This is a genomic window from Polaromonas sp. P4_F4 (genome assembly GCF_056401355.1).
Map to the genome: position 1 here is coordinate 290,277 of NZ_JBFUJO010000002.1, position 19,265 is coordinate 309,541.

Annotated in this window: 18 protein-coding genes; 17 read left to right on the forward strand and 1 reads right to left on the reverse strand. The window is 62.2% G+C overall.

Annotated features, from left to right (window positions below; all coding sequences use genetic code 11):
* Positions 1-31 precede the first annotated feature (31 nt).
* The 8 genes from AC1DUR_RS03930 (at position 32) to AC1DUR_RS03965 (ending at position 10,074) form a co-directional block, all read left to right on the forward strand.
* Complete coding sequence (locus AC1DUR_RS03930) at positions 32-1,498, forward strand: PHA/PHB synthase family protein (protein ID WP_477716435.1); 1,467 nt, start codon at positions 32-34, stop codon at positions 1,496-1,498.
* A gap of 48 nt (positions 1,499-1,546) precedes the next feature.
* Complete coding sequence (locus tag AC1DUR_RS03935; protein WP_477721276.1) at positions 1,547-2,725, forward strand: acetyl-CoA C-acetyltransferase; 1,179 nt, start codon at positions 1,547-1,549, stop codon at positions 2,723-2,725.
* Positions 2,726-2,857: 132 nt separating this feature from the next.
* The gene (phbB, locus tag AC1DUR_RS03940; RefSeq protein WP_477716433.1) at positions 2,858-3,607 is read left to right on the forward strand and encodes an acetoacetyl-CoA reductase; all 750 of its coding nucleotides are present in this window, start codon (positions 2,858-2,860) and stop codon (positions 3,605-3,607) included.
* Between the two features lie 10 nt (positions 3,608-3,617).
* Complete coding sequence (locus tag AC1DUR_RS03945) at positions 3,618-4,301, forward strand: DUF6781 family protein (RefSeq protein WP_477716432.1); 684 nt, start codon at positions 3,618-3,620, stop codon at positions 4,299-4,301.
* Between the two features lie 48 nt (positions 4,302-4,349).
* A complete protein-coding gene (locus AC1DUR_RS03950) occupies positions 4,350-5,711 on the forward strand; it encodes a cytochrome ubiquinol oxidase subunit I (RefSeq protein ID WP_477716431.1) in 1,362 nt (453 codons plus the stop codon).
* Between the two features lie 58 nt (positions 5,712-5,769).
* Positions 5,770-6,765 (forward strand): cytochrome d ubiquinol oxidase subunit II, encoded by a 996-nt coding sequence (locus AC1DUR_RS03955; RefSeq protein WP_477716430.1) that lies wholly within the window; start codon positions 5,770-5,772, stop codon positions 6,763-6,765.
* Between the two features lie 110 nt (positions 6,766-6,875).
* Positions 6,876-8,723: a sensor histidine kinase gene (locus AC1DUR_RS03960; RefSeq protein WP_477721277.1), complete on the forward strand. Its 1,848-nt coding sequence runs from the start codon at positions 6,876-6,878 to the stop codon at positions 8,721-8,723.
* On the forward strand, positions 8,716-10,074 hold the full coding sequence (locus tag AC1DUR_RS03965) for a sigma-54-dependent transcriptional regulator (RefSeq protein WP_477721278.1): 1,359 nt from the start codon (positions 8,716-8,718) through the stop codon (positions 10,072-10,074). Before AC1DUR_RS03960 ends, AC1DUR_RS03965 begins: the two co-directional genes overlap by 8 nt.
* An 86-nt stretch (positions 10,075-10,160) precedes the next feature.
* On the opposite strand, the gene argC is transcribed toward AC1DUR_RS03965, so the two are convergent.
* The gene (argC, locus tag AC1DUR_RS03970; RefSeq protein ID WP_477716427.1) at positions 10,161-11,081 is read right to left on the reverse strand and encodes an N-acetyl-gamma-glutamyl-phosphate reductase; all 921 of its coding nucleotides are present in this window, start codon (positions 11,079-11,081) and stop codon (positions 10,161-10,163) included.
* A gap of 232 nt (positions 11,082-11,313) precedes the next feature.
* On the opposite strand from argC, the gene sucC reads away from it, so the two are divergent.
* The 9 genes from sucC to AC1DUR_RS04015 all read left to right on the forward strand — a co-directional run bounded on the left by sucC (position 11,314) and on the right by AC1DUR_RS04015 (position 19,226).
* A complete protein-coding gene (gene sucC / locus AC1DUR_RS03975; RefSeq protein WP_477716426.1) occupies positions 11,314-12,474 on the forward strand; it encodes an ADP-forming succinate--CoA ligase subunit beta in 1,161 nt (386 codons plus the stop codon).
* Between the two features lie 25 nt (positions 12,475-12,499).
* Positions 12,500-13,393, forward strand: a complete 894-nt coding sequence (gene sucD / locus AC1DUR_RS03980; RefSeq protein ID WP_477716425.1) for a succinate--CoA ligase subunit alpha — start codon at positions 12,500-12,502, stop codon at positions 13,391-13,393.
* 159 nt (positions 13,394-13,552) lie between these two features.
* Positions 13,553-14,254 carry a TerC family protein gene (locus AC1DUR_RS03985; protein WP_477721279.1) on the forward strand — a complete coding sequence of 234 codons (702 nt, stop codon included), beginning with the start codon at positions 13,553-13,555 and terminating at the stop codon, positions 14,252-14,254.
* 690 nt (positions 14,255-14,944) lie between these two features.
* Positions 14,945-15,730: a Stp1/IreP family PP2C-type Ser/Thr phosphatase gene (locus tag AC1DUR_RS03990; RefSeq protein WP_477721280.1), complete on the forward strand. Its 786-nt coding sequence runs from the start codon at positions 14,945-14,947 to the stop codon at positions 15,728-15,730.
* A 33-nt stretch (positions 15,731-15,763) separates the two neighbouring features.
* Positions 15,764-16,447 (forward strand): FHA domain-containing protein, encoded by a 684-nt coding sequence (locus AC1DUR_RS03995; protein WP_477721281.1) that lies wholly within the window; start codon positions 15,764-15,766, stop codon positions 16,445-16,447.
* Between the two features lie 322 nt (positions 16,448-16,769).
* Positions 16,770-17,561 carry an MBL fold metallo-hydrolase gene (locus AC1DUR_RS04000; protein WP_477716421.1) on the forward strand — a complete coding sequence of 264 codons (792 nt, stop codon included), beginning with the start codon at positions 16,770-16,772 and terminating at the stop codon, positions 17,559-17,561.
* A 541-nt stretch (positions 17,562-18,102) separates the two neighbouring features.
* Positions 18,103-18,261: a hypothetical protein gene (locus AC1DUR_RS04005; RefSeq protein ID WP_477721282.1), complete on the forward strand. Its 159-nt coding sequence runs from the start codon at positions 18,103-18,105 to the stop codon at positions 18,259-18,261.
* Between the two features lie 16 nt (positions 18,262-18,277).
* Positions 18,278-18,583, forward strand: a complete 306-nt coding sequence (locus AC1DUR_RS04010; RefSeq protein WP_477721283.1) for an ATPase, T2SS/T4P/T4SS family — start codon at positions 18,278-18,280, stop codon at positions 18,581-18,583.
* Positions 18,584-18,740: 157 nt separating this feature from the next.
* A complete protein-coding gene (locus AC1DUR_RS04015; protein ID WP_477721284.1) occupies positions 18,741-19,226 on the forward strand; it encodes a pilin in 486 nt (161 codons plus the stop codon).
* The last annotated feature ends 39 nt before the right edge of the window (positions 19,227-19,265 follow it).

Genomic DNA, 19,265 nt, shown 5'->3' on the forward strand with positions numbered 1-19,265 from the left:
CCTGACAGCACAACGTCGAGAAACAACCATCATGACTACACCATCCCGCGACCCCGGCGCCTGGATCCAAGATCTATTAAGCGCTCAGCAGGCCACGCTGCGTACCCTGGGTGCACAGGCGAGTGCATTCTGGCTTGATGCCGCACCGGCCGACGCGCAGACCAAGGCGCAGTGGCAGTTTGCCCTGCGTCAGGTGCAGGACGCTCTCAGTCCCGCCAACTTCCTGGCCACGAATCCCGAGGCGCTGCAGCTCGCGGTGGATTCCGGCGGCGCAAGCCTGGTAGAGGGCATGAGGCTGTTCCTGCAGGATCTGGCCAAGGGCCGCATCTCGATGACTGACGACCAGGCGTTCGAGGTTGGCCGCAACGTGGCTACCACGCCAGGCAGCGTCGTGTTCGAGAACGAACTGATGCAGCTCATCCAGTACGCCCCCGTCACCCCCAAGGTTTACGCGCAGCCGCTGTTGATCGTGCCGCCATGCATCAACAAGTACTACATCCTTGATCTGCAGCCGGAGAACTCGCTGGTCGCACATGCCGTGGCGCAAGGGCATACCGTGTTCCTGATCTCCTGGCGCAACGTGTCGGCCGCCCAAGGACACCTGGGATGGGACGACTACCTCGAACTGGGGGTGATCTCCGCCATCGACACGGCGCAGGCGATCAGCGGCGCCGATCGCGTCAATACCTTGGGTTTCTGCGTCGGCGGTACCTTGCTGGCCTGCGCGCTGGCGGTGCTGGCCGCACGCGGCCAGCAGAAGGCGTGCAGCATGACGCTGCTGACGACGATGCTGGACTTCTCGGACACCGGCGAGATCGGCCAGCTCGTGGACGAGCGCGGCGTCGCGATGCGTGAAACCACCATCGGCCACGGCGGCTTGCTGCAAGGGCGTGAGCTGGCCCAGGTGTTCGCGTCGCTGCGCGCCAACGACCTGATCTGGCCGTATGTAGTCAACGGGTATCTGAAGGGCAAGGCGCCGCCCGCCTTCGACCTGCTGTTCTGGAATGGCGATGACACCAATCTGCCGGGTCCGATGTTCTGCTGGTATCTGCGCAACGCCTACCTCGAGAACAAGCTGGGGGTCCCGGGTGCCACGGTGCAGTGTGGCGAGGCGGTGGACTTCGCGCGCATCGACGTACCCGTCTTCCTCTACGCCTCGCGCGACGATCACATCGTGCCCTGGCGCACCGCCTATGCCAGCACGCGGCTGCTGGGCGGTGACACCACTTTCGTGTTGGGTGCCAGCGGCCACATCGCCGGCGTGATCAACCCGCCGGCCAAGAACAAGCGCAACCATTGGGTGGGCGACATAGACATCGAGCCGCAACGCTGGTTGGACGCTGCGCAATCGGTCCCCGGCAGCTGGTGGCCGGCCTGGACCGACTGGCTGGCTGGCCATGTCGGGGCGCAGGTCAAGGCGCCCAAGCAGGCCGGCACGCGCAAGTTTCCCGTGATCGAGCCCGCACCGGGCCGATACGTCAAGGAAAAGGCGGCATGACGCCGCCGGTTCATTTTTTCACCGTTATCCACCCCTGAAGGAGCTTTTATGTCCGATATCGTCATCGTTGCTGCTGCCCGCACTGCTGTGGGCAAGTTCGGCGGTACCCTGGCCAAAACCGCTGCGCCCGATTTGGGCGCCCATGTCGTGCGCGGGCTGCTGGCCCAGGCCGGTGTGCCCGGCGACGCGGTCAGCGAAGTGATACTGGGTCAGGTACTCACGGCCGGCGCCGGCCAGAACCCGGCGCGACAAACCGTCATCAAGGCCGGGCTGCCGCAGGGCGTGCCGGGCATGACGATCAACAAGGTCTGTGGCTCGGGACTGAAGGCGGTGATGCTGGCGGCCCAGGCCATCAAGTGTGGCGACGCCGAGATCGTCGTCGCGGGCGGGCAGGAGAACATGAGCGCCGCGCCGCACGTGCTGCCGGGCTCGCGCGACGGCCAGCGCATGGGCGACTGGAAGCTGATCGACACCATGATCACCGACGGCCTATGGGACGTCTACAACCAGTACCACATGGGCACCACGGCTGAAAATGTGGCCAAAAAGTACGGCATCACACGCGAAATGCAGGATGCGCTGGCGCTGGCCTCGCAGCAAAAGGCGGCCGCGGCACAGGATGCAGGCAAATTCGCGGATGAGATCCTGCCCTTCACCATTGCACAGAAGAAGGGGGACCCTATCGTGTTTTCCGCCGACGAGTTCGTCAATCGCAAGACCAGCGCCGACGTCCTGGCCGGCCTGCGCCCGGCCTTCGACAAGGCAGGTTCGGTGACCGCCGGCAATGCGTCGGGCCTCAACGACGGCGCTGCCGCCGTGCTGGTGATGAGCGCCAAGCGCGCCGCGGCGCTGGGCCTGAAGCCGCTGGCCGTGATCCGCGCCTACGCCAGCGCCGGCCTGGACCCCACCATCATGGGCATGGGTCCGGTACCTGCCTCGCAGCTGTGCCTGAAAAAGGCCGGTTGGTCGGCGCAGGATCTGGACCTGATGGAGATCAACGAGGCCTTTGCCGCGCAGGCCTGCGCGGTCAACCAGGCGATGGAGTGGGACACCAGCAAGATCAACGTCAACGGCGGCGCCATTGCCATCGGCCACCCGATCGGCGCCTCGGGCTGCCGCATCCTGGTCACGCTGCTGCATGAGATGAAGCGCCGCGGCGCCAACAAGGGCCTGGCCTCGCTGTGCATCGGCGGCGGCATGGGTGTGGCACTGGCCGTAGAAATGTGACTCCCCCCCGAAGCGCCTTCGGCGCCTCCCCCTCAGGGGGCGCCACCAGCGGCCCGGCAGAGCCGGTTCCGCGGTGGCCCTGGCTGGAGAACTGAGATGACATCCAACAGAGTTTCAACAAGGAGAAATGAAATGACACAAGCAACACGCGTGGTTCTGGTCACGGGCGGCATGGGCGGCCTGGGCGAGACGATTTCCACCAAGATGGTCGATGCCGGCTACAAAGTCGCGGTGACCTACTCGCCCGGCAACGCCAAACACGCCGAGTGGGTGGCCCAGATGAAGGCCAACGGTTATGACATCCTGGCCGTACCCTGCGACGTGGCCGACATCGATTCCTGCCACGCCGCGGTGGCGCAGGTGCAGGAAAAGCTGGGCGCGGTCGACGTGCTGGTCAATAACGCGGGCATCACGCGCGACATGACCTTCAAGAAGATGGACAAGGTCAACTGGGACGCGGTGCTGCGTACCAATCTCGACAGCCTGTTCAACATGAGCAAGCAGGTCGCCGACAGCATGGTCGAGCGCAACTGGGGCCGCATCATCAATGTGTCCTCGGTGAACGGTTCCAAGGGCGCTTTCGGCCAGACCAACTACTCGGCCGCCAAGGCCGGCGTGCACGGCTTCACCAAGGCGCTGGCACTGGAGGTTGCGAAAAAAGGTGTCACCGTCAACACCATCTCGCCAGGCTACATCGGCACCAAGATGGTGACGGCTATTCCGAAAGAGGTGCTGGACTCCAAGATCCTGCCGAACATCCCGGTCGGGCGCTTGGGCAAACCCGAAGAAGTGGCGGGTTTGATCATCTACCTGGCCTCTGAAGAAGCCGCCTTCGTGACCGGGGCCAATATCGCCATCAACGGCGGTCAACACATGCAATGAGGACAAGACCATGATCAAGTCAGGAATCGACCAGGACGCACTGGTCAATATGTTTTCGCAGGCCACGGCCAAGCAGGGCGAAACCTTGCGCAAGACCGTGAGCGAGGTCACGCTGAAAGCCTTGCAGGGGCGCGAGCTGACGCTGGACAACATCCGCAAGGTGCTGAAGACGGTGACGCAGGCGGCCTCCACCGGCGCCGCGCAGAACCCGGCCAACGCGGTTGATGTCGAAGCCATGCTAGGCAAGGCCTTTGCGGGCATGGATGGCGCGTTGCTGCAGGCCGTCGAGGCCCACCGCAAGGCCTTGCAGCAGTTCATCGACCAGGGCCTGGACCTGAAGGACCGGCAGATGAAGGGCGCAATGGCCCATCTGGAGAAGATGGAGGACGTCTTTTTCACCACCGTCTCCAAGGCCACACAGGGCGCCGGCAGTTCTCTGCAAGCGCCGTGGCAGCAGGTGCTCCAAACCATGAAGGGCAAGGGCACCGACACGGGTGACCAGGCGAGCGCCGCCGTGGAACAGTTGGTGGAGCAGGCCCGCACAGCAATGCGAGCAGGCCGCGCCACCAGCATGAGCGCCACGCAGGCCATGATGGACAGCTACGCGTCGCTGGTCAGCGGCGTGCTGATCGGGATGTCCGAGGGATTGCAGCCGCAGGCCAAGGCGGCCGCCGGCCGCGCCCGTCGCGGTTGAGCGTCGCGCGCCAGGTTGCGGGGTGACCTTAAGAAAAGGAAAAGTCTCATGGACCCCATTCTCCTGGCGCGCATGCAGTTCGCGGCCAATATCAGCTTTCACATCCTGTTTCCGACCATCAGCATCGCGCTGGGCTGGATGCTGCTGTTCTTTCGCTGGCGCTGGCTGACCACGCACGTCGGCGCCTGGCTCATCGCCTATCGCTTCTGGACGAAGGTGTTCGCGCTGACGTTCGCGCTGGGCGTGGTCTCGGGCATCACCATGAGCTTCCAGTTCGGCACCAATTGGCCGGGCTACATGGAGCAGGTGGGCAATGTCGCCGGGCCGCTGCTCGCCTTCGAGGTGCTCACGGCATTCTTCCTGGAGGCAGGTTTCCTGGGCATCATGCTATTCGGCCACGGCCGTGTCAGCGAGCGCGTCCACCTGCTGTCGACCTTCTTCGTGGCCTTCGGCACCACGCTCAGCGCCTTCTGGATACTGGCGCTGAACTCGTGGATGCAGACACCGGCGGGGCATGAAGTGATCGCCGGCCAGTTCCACGTGAAGAGCTGGTTCGACGTGGTATTCAACCCCTCGTTTCCGTACCGCCTCACCCATATGCTGCTGGCCTCGGCACTTACCGTGGCCTTCCTGCTGACCGGCATCAGCGCCTGGCAGGTGCTGCGAGGCTGCGCCAATGCGTCGACTCCGAAGGTGCTGCGGGTTGGCCTGACGCTCGCGGCCTTGCTGATCCCGGTGCAGATCTTCGTCGGCGACCTGCACGGCCTGAACACGCTCAAGCACCAGCCGCAGAAGATCGCGGCCATGGAGGGCGTGTGGCAGACCGCGCGCGGCGCACCGCTGTTGCTGTTCGCCCTGCCGGATGGCGAGGCGCGCAAGAACCACTTCGAGATCGCGATCCCGAAGCTGGCCAGCCTGATCCTCACCCACGAGGCCGATGGCGAGATCAAGGGCCTGGACGAATTCCGCGACCGCCACCCACCGGCGCTGCCCATGTTCCTCGCTTTTCGCGCGATGGTCGGCATGGGTGTGTTGATGCTGCTGGTGAGCTGGGCCGGCTGGTGGCTGTACCGCCGCTGCGGTTGGCAGGCGCACTGGCTGCCGCGATGGCTGCTGTGGGGCCTGGCCGGCATGACCTTTTCGGGCTGGGTGGCGACCCTGGCCGGCTGGTACGTGACCGAGATCGGGCGCCAGCCCTACATCGTGTTCGGCCTGCTGCGCACCGCCGATGTGGCGTCCGCCGTGCCGGCGCCGATGATCGCGCTGACGCTGGCGATGTACGTGGCGCTCTACCTCGCGCTGATCCTCGCCTACGTGGCGGTCATCAAATACATGGCCGAGAAGCCTGGGCACGTCCTGGACCCCGATACCGACATGCCGGCTGCGGTTGTCGCTGGGAGCCAGGTATGAGCCGCCGGGCCGCTCCCAAGGCTCATGGCACCGCAGCCCGCAGGGCGGAGGTTATGCAATGACTTTCGACGAGTTCCTGCCGGTGATCTTCATGGCGCTGATGGGCGTGGCCATGCTGATCTACGTGATCAGCGACGGCTACGACCTGGGCGTGGGCATGCTGTTGCCGCGCGCCAACGATGCCGAGAAGGACGTGCTGATCGCGTCGATCGGGCCGTTCTGGGACGCCAACGAAACCTGGCTGGTGCTGGGCATCGGTATCTTGCTGGTCGCCTTCCCGAAGGCGCATGGCCTGGTGCTCAGCGAGCTCTACCTGCCCGTGGCGCTGATGCTGGTGGGCCTCACGCTACGCGGTGTGGCGTTCGATTTTCGCGTCAAGGCCAAGGCCGACCACAAGCCGATGTGGGACCGGATGTTTTTTGCCGGTTCCACCCTCGCCGCCGTGGCGCAGGGCTGGATGCTCGGCCGCTACGTCAGTGGGTTCGGCGAGGGCTGGAACTACCCCCTCTTTGCCGCCGCGATCGCCGCGGCACTGCCGATGGCGTACGTGCTGCTCGGTGCCGCGTGGCTGATCATGAAGACGGAGGGCGCCCTGCAGCAAAAGGCAATCGACTGGGCCAAGATCGCCTGGGGTCCGATGGTCGTCGGCCTGGCGCTGATCTCGCTGGCCACGCCATGGATCAGCGCCACCGTGCGCGAGCGCTGGTTCACGCTGCCGGCAGTGATCGCCCTCATGGCCATTCCATTGGTCACTGTCGCGGCGCTGCTGACCGTGCGCCGCCTGCTCGACACCCGTATCGTGCGCGGGCCCTTGTGCTGGCTGCCGTTCGTGCTGCTGATCGGGGTGTTCGTGCTGGGCTTTCTGGGGCTGGCTTACAGCCTCTATCCGTATGTGGTGATCGACCGCCTGACCATCTGGCAGGCCGCCAGCAGTCCGGCGGCGCTAAAAGTCATCCTGTTCGGCGTATGCATCTCGGTGCCGGCGATCGCGGCCTACACGGTGTTCTCGTACCGCGTGTTCCGCGGCAAGGCGACCGAGCTCAAGTACGCATGACCGCGCATGCCTGTCTAGATGAGCGCGGACTGCTTCGTGGCACACTTGAGCCGTTCTTGCAAGGAGCCGCGATCATCACCCCGAATGGCGTGCGCCGGATAGAGACCGGCGTGAAAAAACCCTGGCCCATCCGCGCGCTGGGCTGGATCGTATCGCTCGCGATCATCGCGGCCGCCGCGCTGGCGACTCATGATGCGGCCATGCGGTCCGGGCTCAATCGCCTGCGCGATGCGGCCGAGCACCGGCTCGACATGGTGGGTGTGGGGCTGGAGAGCGATCTGGCGCGTTACGAGTACCTGCCTTCGCTGCTGGAGATGACGCCCGGCGTCTTTGCCCTGCTGGCCGCCCCCGGCAACCCGGTTTTGCGCGACGAGGTCAACCGTTACCTGCAGGGCATCAACGCCACGGCGGGCGCGTCCAATCTGTATGTGCTGGACCGTGCGGGTGTCGCCCTCGCCGCCTCTGACTGGAGCGATCCGGGTACGCCGGTCGGCACGGACCTCTCGTTTCGGCCCTATGTGAAGGAAGCGCTGGCGCACGGCCGGGGCCGCTTCTACGGCGTCGGCATCACCAGCAAGCGCGCGGGCTACTACCTGTCCTACGCCTTGCCGCGCCAGGGGCCGCAGCGTGGCGTGGCGACCGTGAAGGTCAACCTTGAAGAGGCGGAAGCCGCCTGGAAAAAACTCCCCGGCACGGTGCTGCTGGTCGATGAACGCGGCGTGGTAATTCTGTCCTCGCGCGAAGAATGGAAGTTCCGGCCGCTGACCGCGCTGGCGCCGCAGGTGCTGGCCGATATCGCCAGCACGCGGCCCTACGGTGAGGCCACGCTGGCACCGCTGGACTGGCGCGAGGCGGAACGCCAGCCCGGCGATCCGGTCCTGGCCAGCGTGGACGGCATCGGCTACCTGAGCTCGGCGCGGCCTGTGCGCCAGTCCGGCTGGCGCCTGGTGGTGCTCGACGAGATGGCGCCGGTACGCGCCGGTGCCCGCTATTCCGCCATCACCGCCGCGCTGGGCACTTCGGTGTTGCTGCTGTTGGCGATGGTGCTGTGGCAGCGCCAGCGCGCCATACACCACAAGCTCGCCAGCCGAACCGCGCTGCAGGCCGCACACGACAGCCTCGAAGCCAAGGTTGCGGTGCGCACGGCCGAACTGCGACGCACCGTGGCCTTGCTGGGCGAGGAGGTCGAGGCGCGCAAGGCGATCGAGGCCGATTTGCGGGCCACGCAAAGCGATCTGGTGCACGCCGGGAAAATGGCCGCGCTGGGCCAGATGTCGGCCGGTGTGGTGCATGAACTCAACCAGCCGCTGGGCGCCCTGCGCACGCTGTCGGACAACGCTTGCGTGCTGCTGGAGCAGGATCGGCTGGGCGACGTGCGCGGCAATCTGCTGCGCATTGCGCACCTCGTGGATCGCCTCGGCCGCCTGACCTACCAGCTCAAGGCGTTTGCCCACAAAGCCAGCCCGTTGCGCGTGCCGGTGGCCTTGCAGCAGGTCATCGCCAACGCGCAGTTCCTGGTCTCGCAACGCCTGCGCGATAACGGCGTGGAACTGGTGGTGCAGGTGCAGCCCGCCGCCCTGGCCGTCCTGGCCGACGAGGCGCGGCTGGAGCAGGTGCTGGTCAATCTGCTGGGCAATGCCATCGATGCCATGGCGGCGTCCCCGCTGCGGCGCCTGCAGGTGCAAGCCGGCGTGGTCGACCTGGCGCCGGACCGCTGCCTCATCCGGGTCAGCGACACCGGTCCCGGCATTCGCGCCGACATCCTCGCGCACCTGTTCGAGCCTTTCATCACCAGCAAGCCGGCCGGCACCGGCCTGGGCTTGGGCCTGATGATCTCGGCGCACATCGTGCGCGAGTTCGGCGGCAGCCTGCGGGCCCACAACCTGGATGGCGCAGGCGCCTGCTTTGAAATCGAATTGCCATTGGCTAATCCACAGGAGACGGAAACCCATGAGTGACGCACAGCCCATCCGGGTGATCTTCGTCGAGGACGACGCCGATGTACGCCTGGGAAGCACCCAGGCGCTGGAGCTGGCCGGGCTGGCCGTCGACAGCTTTGCCTCGGTCGAGGATGCGCGCGCACGCATTCGGGCCGGCGTGCCGGCCGTGGTGCTGAGCGATGTCAAGCTGCCCGGCATGAGCGGCACCGACTGGCAAAACGAGATTCGCGCCATCGACGCCGATCTGCCGGTGATCCTGGTCACCGGCCACGGCGACATCGCGATGGCCGTGCAGGCGATGCGCCAGGGGGCCTATGACTTCATCGAGAAGCCTTTTTCATCGGAGCACCTGGTCGCGGTGGTGCGCCGCGCCGCCGAAAAGCGGTATCTCACGCTGCAGGTGCAGGCGCTGCGCGACCAACTGGAGAACTGGCATGGCATCCAGGCCGTGCTGCTGGGGCGCTCGGCCCAGATGCAGCAGGTGCGCCGCACCGTGCTGACCCTGGCGGCCACGKCGGCCGACGTGGTGATCTACGGCGAGACCGGCACCGGTAAGGACCTGGTGGCGCGCTGCCTGCACGAGCACAGTGACCGGCGCCGCGCCAACTATGTGCCGCTGAACTGCGGTGGCATGTCCGAGGCGCTGGCCGAGAGCGAACTGTTCGGCCACGAAGTGGGCTCCTTCACCGGCGCCACGCGCGTGCGCATCGGCAAGTTCGAGCATGCCCAGGGCGGCACCTTGTTCCTGGACGAAATCGAGAGCATGCCGATGGCCGTGCAGATCAAGTTCTTGCGCGCCTTGCAGGAACGCAGCATCGAGCGCATCGGCTCGAACAAGGCGATTCCCGTCGATTGCCGCGTGATCGCCGCGTCGAAGGACGATTTGAAAAGCCTGAGCGACAGGCACAAATTCCGTGCCGACCTGTACTACCGCATCGGCGTGGCCTTCATCGAACTGCCGCCACTGCGCGAGCGGCGCGAGGACATCCCGCTGCTATTCGAACACTTCACGCTGCTGGCGGCGAGCCGCTACCAACGGGTCGCGCCCCTGCTCAGCAGTTCGCAGCTGGCCGAGTTGATAGCCTATGCCTGGCCCGGCAATGTGCGCGAGTTGCACAATGTGGCGGACCGCTTCGTGCTGGGTTTGCTGGGGGATCGCCTGAATCTGACAACAGCGACTCACGCATTGTCCAGCAGCCTGCCGGAGCAAGTCGAGCACTTTGAGCGCGCCATGATCACCGAAGAGCTGAGGCGCCATCACGGCGATGTGGCTCACACCACCAAAGCGCTCGGGCTGCCCAAGCAGACTCTGTATGACAAGCTTCGTCGCCTGCAAATTTCCATAGATGCGTTCAGACAGGAGGATTGAGTCAGCGATGGCAAGCGGTCAACTGCTTTTTCTTTCGATGAATCGGTTGCGCAGTGTGTTACTAATTTAATAGCAAAATGGCGAAATTACAGGTCCAGCATCAATTTCAGGTTTTGCACGGCCGCACCCGATGCGCCCTTGCCCAGGTTGTCCAGCCGTGCAATCAGTACCGCATGGCGGTAGGTTTCGTTGCCGAACACGCGCAACTCCATCTTGTTGGTGTCATTGAGCGCCAAGGCATCCAGCTTGCCGGAGTCGGGCGCGGCTTCCACCGTTACCCATTCACTGCCTGCGTAATGCCGGGCCAGCACGTCGTGCAGCTGCGCGGCCGTGGGTTTGCCAGGCAGCAGATCCAGGTGCAGCGGCAGCTGCACCAGCATGCCCTGCTTGAAGTTGCCAACCGACGGAATGAACACCGGGCGGCGCGTCAGGCCGGTGTATTTCATGATTTCGGGCAGGTGTTTGTGCTCCAGGCCGAGGCCGTATACCTCGAACAGGGGCGCAGTGCCGGCCTCATAAGCCTCAATCATCTGGCGTCCGCCACCGGAGTAACCGCTCACGGAGGGAAGGCTCAGGGGGAAGTCGGCCGCAATCAGGCCGGCATCCACCAGCGGCCGGATCAGTGCAATTGCGCCGGTCGCATAGCAGCCCGGATTGCCGACGCGATCCGCCGCCACCACGGCGGCGCGTTGCGTGGCGGTGAGCTCCGGAAAGCCATAAACCCAGCCCGGCGTGGTGCGGTGGGCGGTGGAGGCGTCGATGATCTTGGGTTTTTTGCCCCCGTCGCCTGGCAGTGCGTCTATCATGGCGACTGATTCGCGTGCCGCGTCGTCGTGCAGGCACAGAATCACCAGGTCCACCTGTGCCATCAGGTCGCGCTTGGCCGCCGCATCCTTGCGCAGCTCGGGTGCGATGCTGACCAGCTCGATGTGAGGCATGGCTTGCAGCCGTTCACGGATTTGCAGGCCGGTGGTGCCGGCTTCTCCATCAATAAAAATTTTGGGCATAAGAACTTTCAGGGGGACGGACGGGTTACCGGTGACTGCCCGGGAGCGCCTGTCTGGGGCTAAATTGCTAAGTAAGAACCGCACAATAATTGTGCATCGCAGCATGATACAGTTCCATCTTGCTGCCTGCAGTGACCGTTAACATGGTGTTTTGGGGCCTGTTTCGTATTTTCAACAGTCTCTTTCCAAATTCCTGTTGCACTCCTCTTTTACTGAATTCTGAAGGTTTTTCATGAAAATTCACGAGTACCAAGGCAAGGAAATCTTGCGCAATTTTGGTGTGCCAGTGCCGCGGGGAATTCCTGCGTTCACCGTGCAGGAAGCGGTCGAAGCCGCACAGAAGCTGGGCGGCCCTGTCTGGGTGGTCAAGGCGCAGATCCATGCGGGCGGCCGCGGCAAGGGTGGCGGCGTCAAGCTGGCCCGCAGCATTGATGAAGTGAAAAAGCTCGCCGGCGAAATACTCGGCATGCAGTTGATCACGCACCAGACCGGCCCTGAAGGCCAGAAGGTCCGCCGCCTCCTGATTGAAGACGGCGCCGACATCAAGAAAGAATACTACGTGTCCGCCGTGACCGACCGCGCCACCCAGAAAGTGGCGTTCATGGCTTCCTCCGAAGGCGGCATGGACATCGAGGAAGTGGCCCACGCCACGCCCGAGAAAATCATCAAGGTGTTTATCGATCCGGCCACCGGCCTGACCGATGCACAGGCCAAGGAACTGGCCGACGGCATGACCGTGCCGCCGGGCTCCACCGCCCAGGCCGTGGATGTGCTCAAAAAGCTCTACAAGTGCTACATGGAAACCGACTGCAGCCTGGCCGAGATCAACCCGCTGATCCTCGAAGGCAACGGCAACATCAAGGCACTCGACGCGAAGTTCAACTTCGACCCCAACGCGCTGTTCCGCCACCCTGAAATCGTGGCCTTCCGCGATCTGGACGAAGAAGATCCTGCCGAAGTCGAAGCCAGCAAGTTCGACCTGGCCTACATCAGCCTGGACGGCAACATCGGCTGCCTGGTCAACGGCGCCGGTCTGGCCATGGCGACCATGGACACCATCAAGCTGTTCGGCGGCGAGCCGGCCAACTTCCTGGACGTGGGCGGCGGCGCCACTGCCGAGAAAGTCACCGAAGCCTTCAAGATCATGCTGAAGAACCCCGATGTCAAGGGCATCCTGGTCAACATCTTCGGCGGCATCATGAAGTGCGACACCATCGCCGACGGCGTCATCACCGCCTGCAAGGCCGTGAACCTGTCGGTTCCACTGGTCGTGCGCATGAAGGGCACCAACGAAGACCTGGGCAAGAAAATGCTGGCGGACTCCGGTCTGCCGATCATTGCCGCAGACACCATGGCCGAAGCCGCGACCAAAATCGTCGCTGCCGTGAAGTAAGCCATCAAGCCCAGGAGAAACAAGCATGTCGATCTACATCAACAAACACACCAAAGTCATCACGCAAGGCATCACCGGCAAGACCGGGCAGTTCCACACCCGCATGTGCCGCGACTACGCCAACGGCAAAGAGTGCTTCGTCGCTGGCGTGAATCCGAAGAAAGCCGGCGAAGATTTCGAAGGCATCCCGATTTATGCCAACGTCACCGAAGCCGCCAAGGCCACCGGTGCGACGGTGTCGGTGATTTATGTGCCGCCAGCCGGCGCGGCAGCCGCCATCTGGGAAGCCGTGGAAGCCAACCTCGATCTGGCGATCTGCATCACCGAAGGCATTCCCGTGCGGGACATGCTGGAAGTGCGCAACCGCATGAAGGCCAAGGAAGCTGCTGGCGGCAAGAAAACCCTGCTGCTGGGACCCAACTGCCCAGGTCTCATCACGCCCGAAGAGATCAAGATCGGCATCATGCCCGGCCACATCCACCGCAAGGGCCGCATTGGCGTGGTCAGCCGCTCCGGCACGCTGACCTATGAAGCCGTGGCGCAACTGACCGAAATCGGCCTGGGCCAGTCCAGCGCCGTGGGCATTGGTGGTGACCCGATCAATGGCCTGAAGCACATCGACGTGATGAAAGCCTTCAACGACGACCCTGACACCGATGCCGTCATCATGATTGGCGAGATCGGCGGCCCCGATGAAGCCGAAGCGGCCCAATGGTGCAAGGCCAACATGAAAAAGCCGATCGTCGGCTTCATCGCGGGTGTGACGGCACCGGCCGGCAAGCGCATGGGCCATGCCGGTGCGTTGATCTCCGGTGGCGCCGACACGGCCGACGCCAAGCTGGCCATCATGGAAGAGTGTGGCTTCACGGTGACGCGCAATCCGTCTGAAATGGCCAAGCTGCTCAAGGCTTTGCTGTAAGACGCGCAAGACGTCGAGTCAAAACTCGATTCAGGAAACTTGATCGCGGTCAAGTGCGTAAGCAGTAATACCAATCGTGGCGAGCCCCAATGGGGCTTAGACTCATCAAAAACAAAAAAGCGCTTTCCGGCGCTTTTTTAATTCATAACAGGAGATACCATGTTTTTTGGTCTGGACTTGATGTCCCCCCTTTTCTGGAGCGCCTTTGGCTCCATTTTGCTGGCCAATATCGTCCTGTCGGGTGATAACGCCGTGGTGATTGCCATGGCTGCCAGGACGCTGGAGCCGCATCAGCGGAACAAGGCGATTTTCTGGGGTAGTGCCGCAGCCATCGTCATGCGGATCGTCCTGACCATCGTGGCGATCCAGCTGTTGACTTTGCCCTACCTGAAAATCATCGGTGCCATTTTGCTCGTATACATTGGCGTGGATCTGCTCAAGGGCGAAGAAGAAGAAGATGGTGAAGGTCATCATATCAACGGCATGATGGCCGCCATCCGCACCATCCTGATTGCTGACCTGGTCATGAGTCTGGACAACGTGCTGGCCGTGGCCGCAGCCGCGAAGGGTAATTTGCCCCTGCTGGTGCTGGGTCTGCTGGTGAGCATTCCGCTGATTATTTTCGGCGCAACGCTGCTCACCAAGGTCATGGAGCGCTTCCCGATCATCATCACGATTGGTGCTGCCCTGCTTGGATTCCTGGCGGGTGAAATGCTGCTGACCGATCCGGCCGTCACGACCCAATTTGGCGTTGTCGGTGAGCAAACGGTTACGTTCGGCGGCATCCTGGGGGCTGTCCTGGTCGTGGCGCTGGGGACTTACCTCACAAAACTTCAGCAAAAGAAACAATCGGCCACCTGAGTTTCAGGGGATCACCTGGCTCGTTTGCTTTCCAGCCGACGGGTCGGGGGCTGTTAACAAGCCTCAAACGGCGGGCCTGACGGATCTCCCGCTCCAGGCGCCGCGTATGGCCGCGCTGTCGCGCCTTGCCAAAAAACACCAATTTGCAACAGTAAATGCGCCAGGCGTGTAAAAGTGCCTTGTCCGGTCGCAGCCCCTCTGTTAATGTCAGAGACAGGGCGACTTGTAACCTGAGGGATACAGTTTGACGGGATCTGCAGGTGCGCAAAACAACTGATAAAAAGCGGCGATGGCTATGGACGGCATCAGGACAAGGACCGGGAGGTGGCTCAATTCTCTGGCAAATGGTGTCGGTTTTGGCCTGCCGGATGATGGCTGGGCCTGGCGCGCGCCGGCGGTTTTTTCCTGGAGTGGCTTTGCCGGCCCGGTACCTCGCGTTGGCCGCCGGCACCGATCACACGAGGTGCCTGCCCGGCCTGCGTCAGCCGCAGTGGGTGTTCCTCTGAAACGCGCGACAGTGGCCCATTCGATACGTCCCTGGCTCACTCTTTGCTGGCGGCGCCTCGGGCATGTTCGGCAAGGGCCTATGATGCAAGTGAAGCCGTGATGATCCTGGCCCGCGCAGGGATTGAACTACCCGTTGCCCCGACCCCGCTGACGACCGAAATTCCAAGCGATAACACGAAAAAGATGATTTACGAGATTTGCACTCAAACAGACCCTGGTTTGACGCGGGACAACAATGAAGATGCCGTGGCAGTCGATGCCCAGACGGGGCTTTGTATCCTGGCCGACGGGATGGGTGGCTATAACGCCGGTGAAATTGCCAGCGGCATGGCTGCAGCCTTCATCAAGTCGGAGATGGGGCGCTGGCTGTCCCAGGCCGGCCGGTACGCCAATGCCAAGGAAGTGCGCCGGGCCATGGAGATTTGCGTGGAAAATGCGAACCACTCGATCTTTAACGCGGCCAACTCCAATCCGCAATACACAGGGATGGGCACGACGCTGGTGGTGGGTGTTTTTCAGGACAACCGCCTGATGCTGGGGCATATTGGAGATTCGCGCTGTTATCGCGTGCGTGGCCGGGAGTTCCGGCAACTCACCAAGGATCACTCCTTGCTGCAGGAGCAGCTTGACGCCGGCCTGATCACCCCGGAGCAGGCCCTTACTTCGGTGAACAAGAATCTGGTGACACGCGCTCTCGGCGTGGAAGACACGGTTTTGGTTGAAGTCAACGAGTACCGTGTGGAGGCCGACGACCTCTACCTGATGTGTTCGGATGGCCTGTCAGACATGGTGATTGACGAAGCCATCAGTGCCATCCTCCTCGGCGACGGAACGCTGGAGTACAAGGCCAGGCAACTGGTTGTCGCAGCCAATGAAGGCGGGGGGCGCGATAATATTTCAGTGGTGCTGGCGCACGCGAAAGAAGACTCGGCCAAGCGCGGCCTTCTGTCCAGAATACTGGGAAAATGAAGCGGTGACTGAAATACTACACAGGAGTCGGCCATGCCGAAAATGATCGTCTCTATTGATGGCGTTGTGATCAAGGAGGTCCAGTTGACGAAAGACCGGACATCTTTGGGGCGCAGGCCCTACAACGATATCGTCATTGACAACCTGGCTGTCAGCGGTGAGCACGCCGTTCTGCAAATGACCGGCAACGAGGTCTACCTCGAAGACCTCAACAGCACCAATGGCACGTATGTCAACGGCAAGGCGATCAAGAAGCGGCTGCTGCAAAACAGTGATCTGGTCGAAATTGGCAAGTACAAAATCAAGTATGTGAACGAAGCGGCTGCGCCCGATTACGAGCAGACGATGGTCATCAAGCCGGCATCCGCAGCCCTCGCGGCGCTTGCGGCTGCTGGTGCCGGTGGTGCTGGTGCTCCTGCGGCCGCCCCCGTGACGGCAGACGCAGCGGGTGTGGGCCTGCAAGGGGCGATCAAGGTCATGTCCGGCGCGGCCGCCGGCCGGGAAGTGGCCCTGGTCAAAGTCGTGACCACCATTGGCAAGCCCGGCGTGGCGGTGGCGGCCATTACCAAAAGACCTCAGGGTTTTGTGGTGGCCCATGTGGAGGGCGCCGGCAAGCCCACGCTCAATGGCGTTCCCATTGGCGCCGAACCTGTCAGTTTGAAAAATGGCGATATGCTGGAGCTGGCCGGGACGCAGATGCAGTTCGTGCAGCACTGACCGATGTCCTTGCCCGCCGCCAGCGGGAGATCGGGACCATGGGCGTCTCCATCCCAAAATTTCGATGAAACGCGTGCCCGGGCATGGGACTGGCATTTGCGACGTGCGGATACCGCGGATGTCTGCCCTGCCGCCGATCAGCGGCCAGCCCTGCCGTCGTCTGCATTGCGCGGGCGTGACAATATTGACAATCCGCCAAAAAGTTCCTTTACCGCACCCATGTGAAGCGTGTAGTCTCCATGGGCTGGCTGTCTTTTGGCCCAAAGCGGGATGACGCAGCCAGTTTCGAAACCATGTAACCTCAAGGCAGGGTGGAAACCTCATGAAAGTACGTGTATTGGGCTGTTCGGGAGCCATCGCCAGGGACTGCCGCACCACGTCTTTTTTGCTGGACCATGATTTGCTGGTCGATGCCGGCACGGGTGTCGGGGATCTCACCCTCGATGAAATGCGCGGCATTGACCATGTCCTTCTGACACATTCGCATCTCGACCATGTGGCCGCGCTGCCGCTGATGGTGGATGCAATTGCCGGCCAGAAAACCACGCCGATACAGATTCACGCCTTGCAAGGCACGATTGACGCGCTGAAGGCCCACATTTTCAACAACACGATCTGGCCTGACTTCTCAAGAATTCCAGACCCGGCAACGCCTTTCATCAGCTTTCATCCGCTGGAGCTCGGTCAAACCCTGGAGTTGGCCGGCAAGCATATTGAAGTGCTGCCCGCTGTGCACACGGTGCCGGCCGTCGGGTATGCGGTGAGCGCCGGCAAGGGCTGTTGGGTATTTACCGGCGACACCGAGCGCAATCCCGCGTTGTGGGCCCGTATTAATCAGCTAGATGTCGCGATGCTGGTCATCGAGACCGCCTTCAGCAATCGCGAGCGTGACCTGGCCAAACGCAGCCTGCATCTGGCGCCCCATGTGCTTGCCGGCGAACTCGACTGCATTGCGAGCGGCAAAAAATACCCCATCTACATCACCCACACCAAGCCGGCCGAGACAGAACTCATCATGGCCGAGATACAGCGCTTTGACCAGACACGCAACCTGGCGCACCATGTTTTGCACGACATCCGGTGGCTGCGGGCGGGTCAGGAGTTTGAACTGTGACAGTCCTCGTGCAAGGGTATCCCCAAAAAGGCATTCCTTGATTTACAGAAGCTCCCTCCCCAGAACAGAAGCGTCGTGGGCTCAGCCTTGAATTGCTGTACTTTCGGCAATTGCAACTGGTGACGAACCGAATTCACGAAACGGAAAATATTGACCAGATCATGCTGGAGGCCAGCTAGGACATCTGCAAGCTGTTCGATGCCGAGCGGCTGACCCGGTATGCGGTTGATGAAGATCGCACCGCCATTATTTTAATGCTGGTTGCGCCTGTGATGGACGGTGACACCCTGTATGGTGTTCTTCAGGTGATCAACAGCCGCAGTGATTCGCCAGCGCATGCAGAAAGAAGAGGGCCCGCGGCGCAAGGTGACCAAATACGACGGTCTGGTGACCGAAGGACTGCCGTCACAGGACGAGTTGCAGCAGTGCCTTGTGCAGGCGCGGAATGAGGCCTGGTCCGGCAGGCACCTGCTATGGCCAAACGCCATATATGGCCTGCCCATCAGCCCCCGAGTCCATCACCCGGCTACTGGACATGGGAGTGGCCCCTTTCAACTTTGCGGGTGCCCTGCTGGGCATTCTGGCCCAGCGGCTGGCCAAAAAGCTGCGTGACTGCAAGCAGCCCTATCACCTCGACTCCCGGGAAATCGGGGATTTCATCAGGGAGTACGCCGAAGAGCTGCGCCCCGCCGAAGCATGAAGGGCGGATCCCGGCGGTGAGTCGCCAAAGCTGTTCGAGGACTGGACCGCGCACTAAGGACACGAGGGGAAACTCCAGATATACCGGGCGGCCAGGGTGCGACAAATGCGGCAAGACGGGCTACAAGGGCCGCATTGGTTTGCGCGAATTGATGATTGCTGGCGACGTGGCCAAAAAACTCATCCAGGAGCGGGCCCGGGTGGCCGAGCTGTTTTCTTCAGCCGTCAGCAGCGGCATGCGCACACTGAAAATGGACGCCATGGAAAAAGTACTGATGGGCGTGACGGACCTCAAGCAGGTGCGATTAGTCTGTATCAAGTGACAAAAATGTCGCTTGGGGTGGTGCTGCCTGCCAAAAAATGAGCAAATAACGGGATAGGCGTAGCGTAAACGCAGCTAAAAGTTCTCGAATTGGAGGCTTTGGCGAGCTGGCCCGAAACCTGCTCTATTCCATTGCTTTTTCAACCAAGGAGTTTTCAATGAAGCGTACTATCCAACAGGGTTTCACCCTGATCGAGTTGATGATCGTTGTGGCGATTATCGGTATTCTGGCTGCCGTGGCTTTGCCTGCTTACCAGGACTACACCAAGCGCGCCAAGATGTCTGAGGTGATTTTGGCGGCTTCTTCCTGCCGCACGAGTGTCACGGAAACTTATCAATCCACCAATGCTGCTTCGCTGCCTGTGGGTGGCAAATGGGGCTGTGAGTCCTCGGTAGCCACTTCTAAATATGTTTCATTGATTGAGACTAATCAATATGGCGCAATCAGGGTGACTGCGGCCAATATTGCCACCGATGCAAACGGTACGGTTTACTTGACCCCGGTACCTGTGACTGCTAGCCAAACCATTAGCGCTTGGTTGTGTGGTCCCGGTACTGTTAATCCTAAATTTTTGCCCGGCTCTTGCCGCGACGCTACTGCTGCTACGGTCACTGAAGGTGGCGGCACCTTCGCGTCTAACTAATCTGCCGACTGCTGCTTAGTTCACTTGCAGCAATTGATT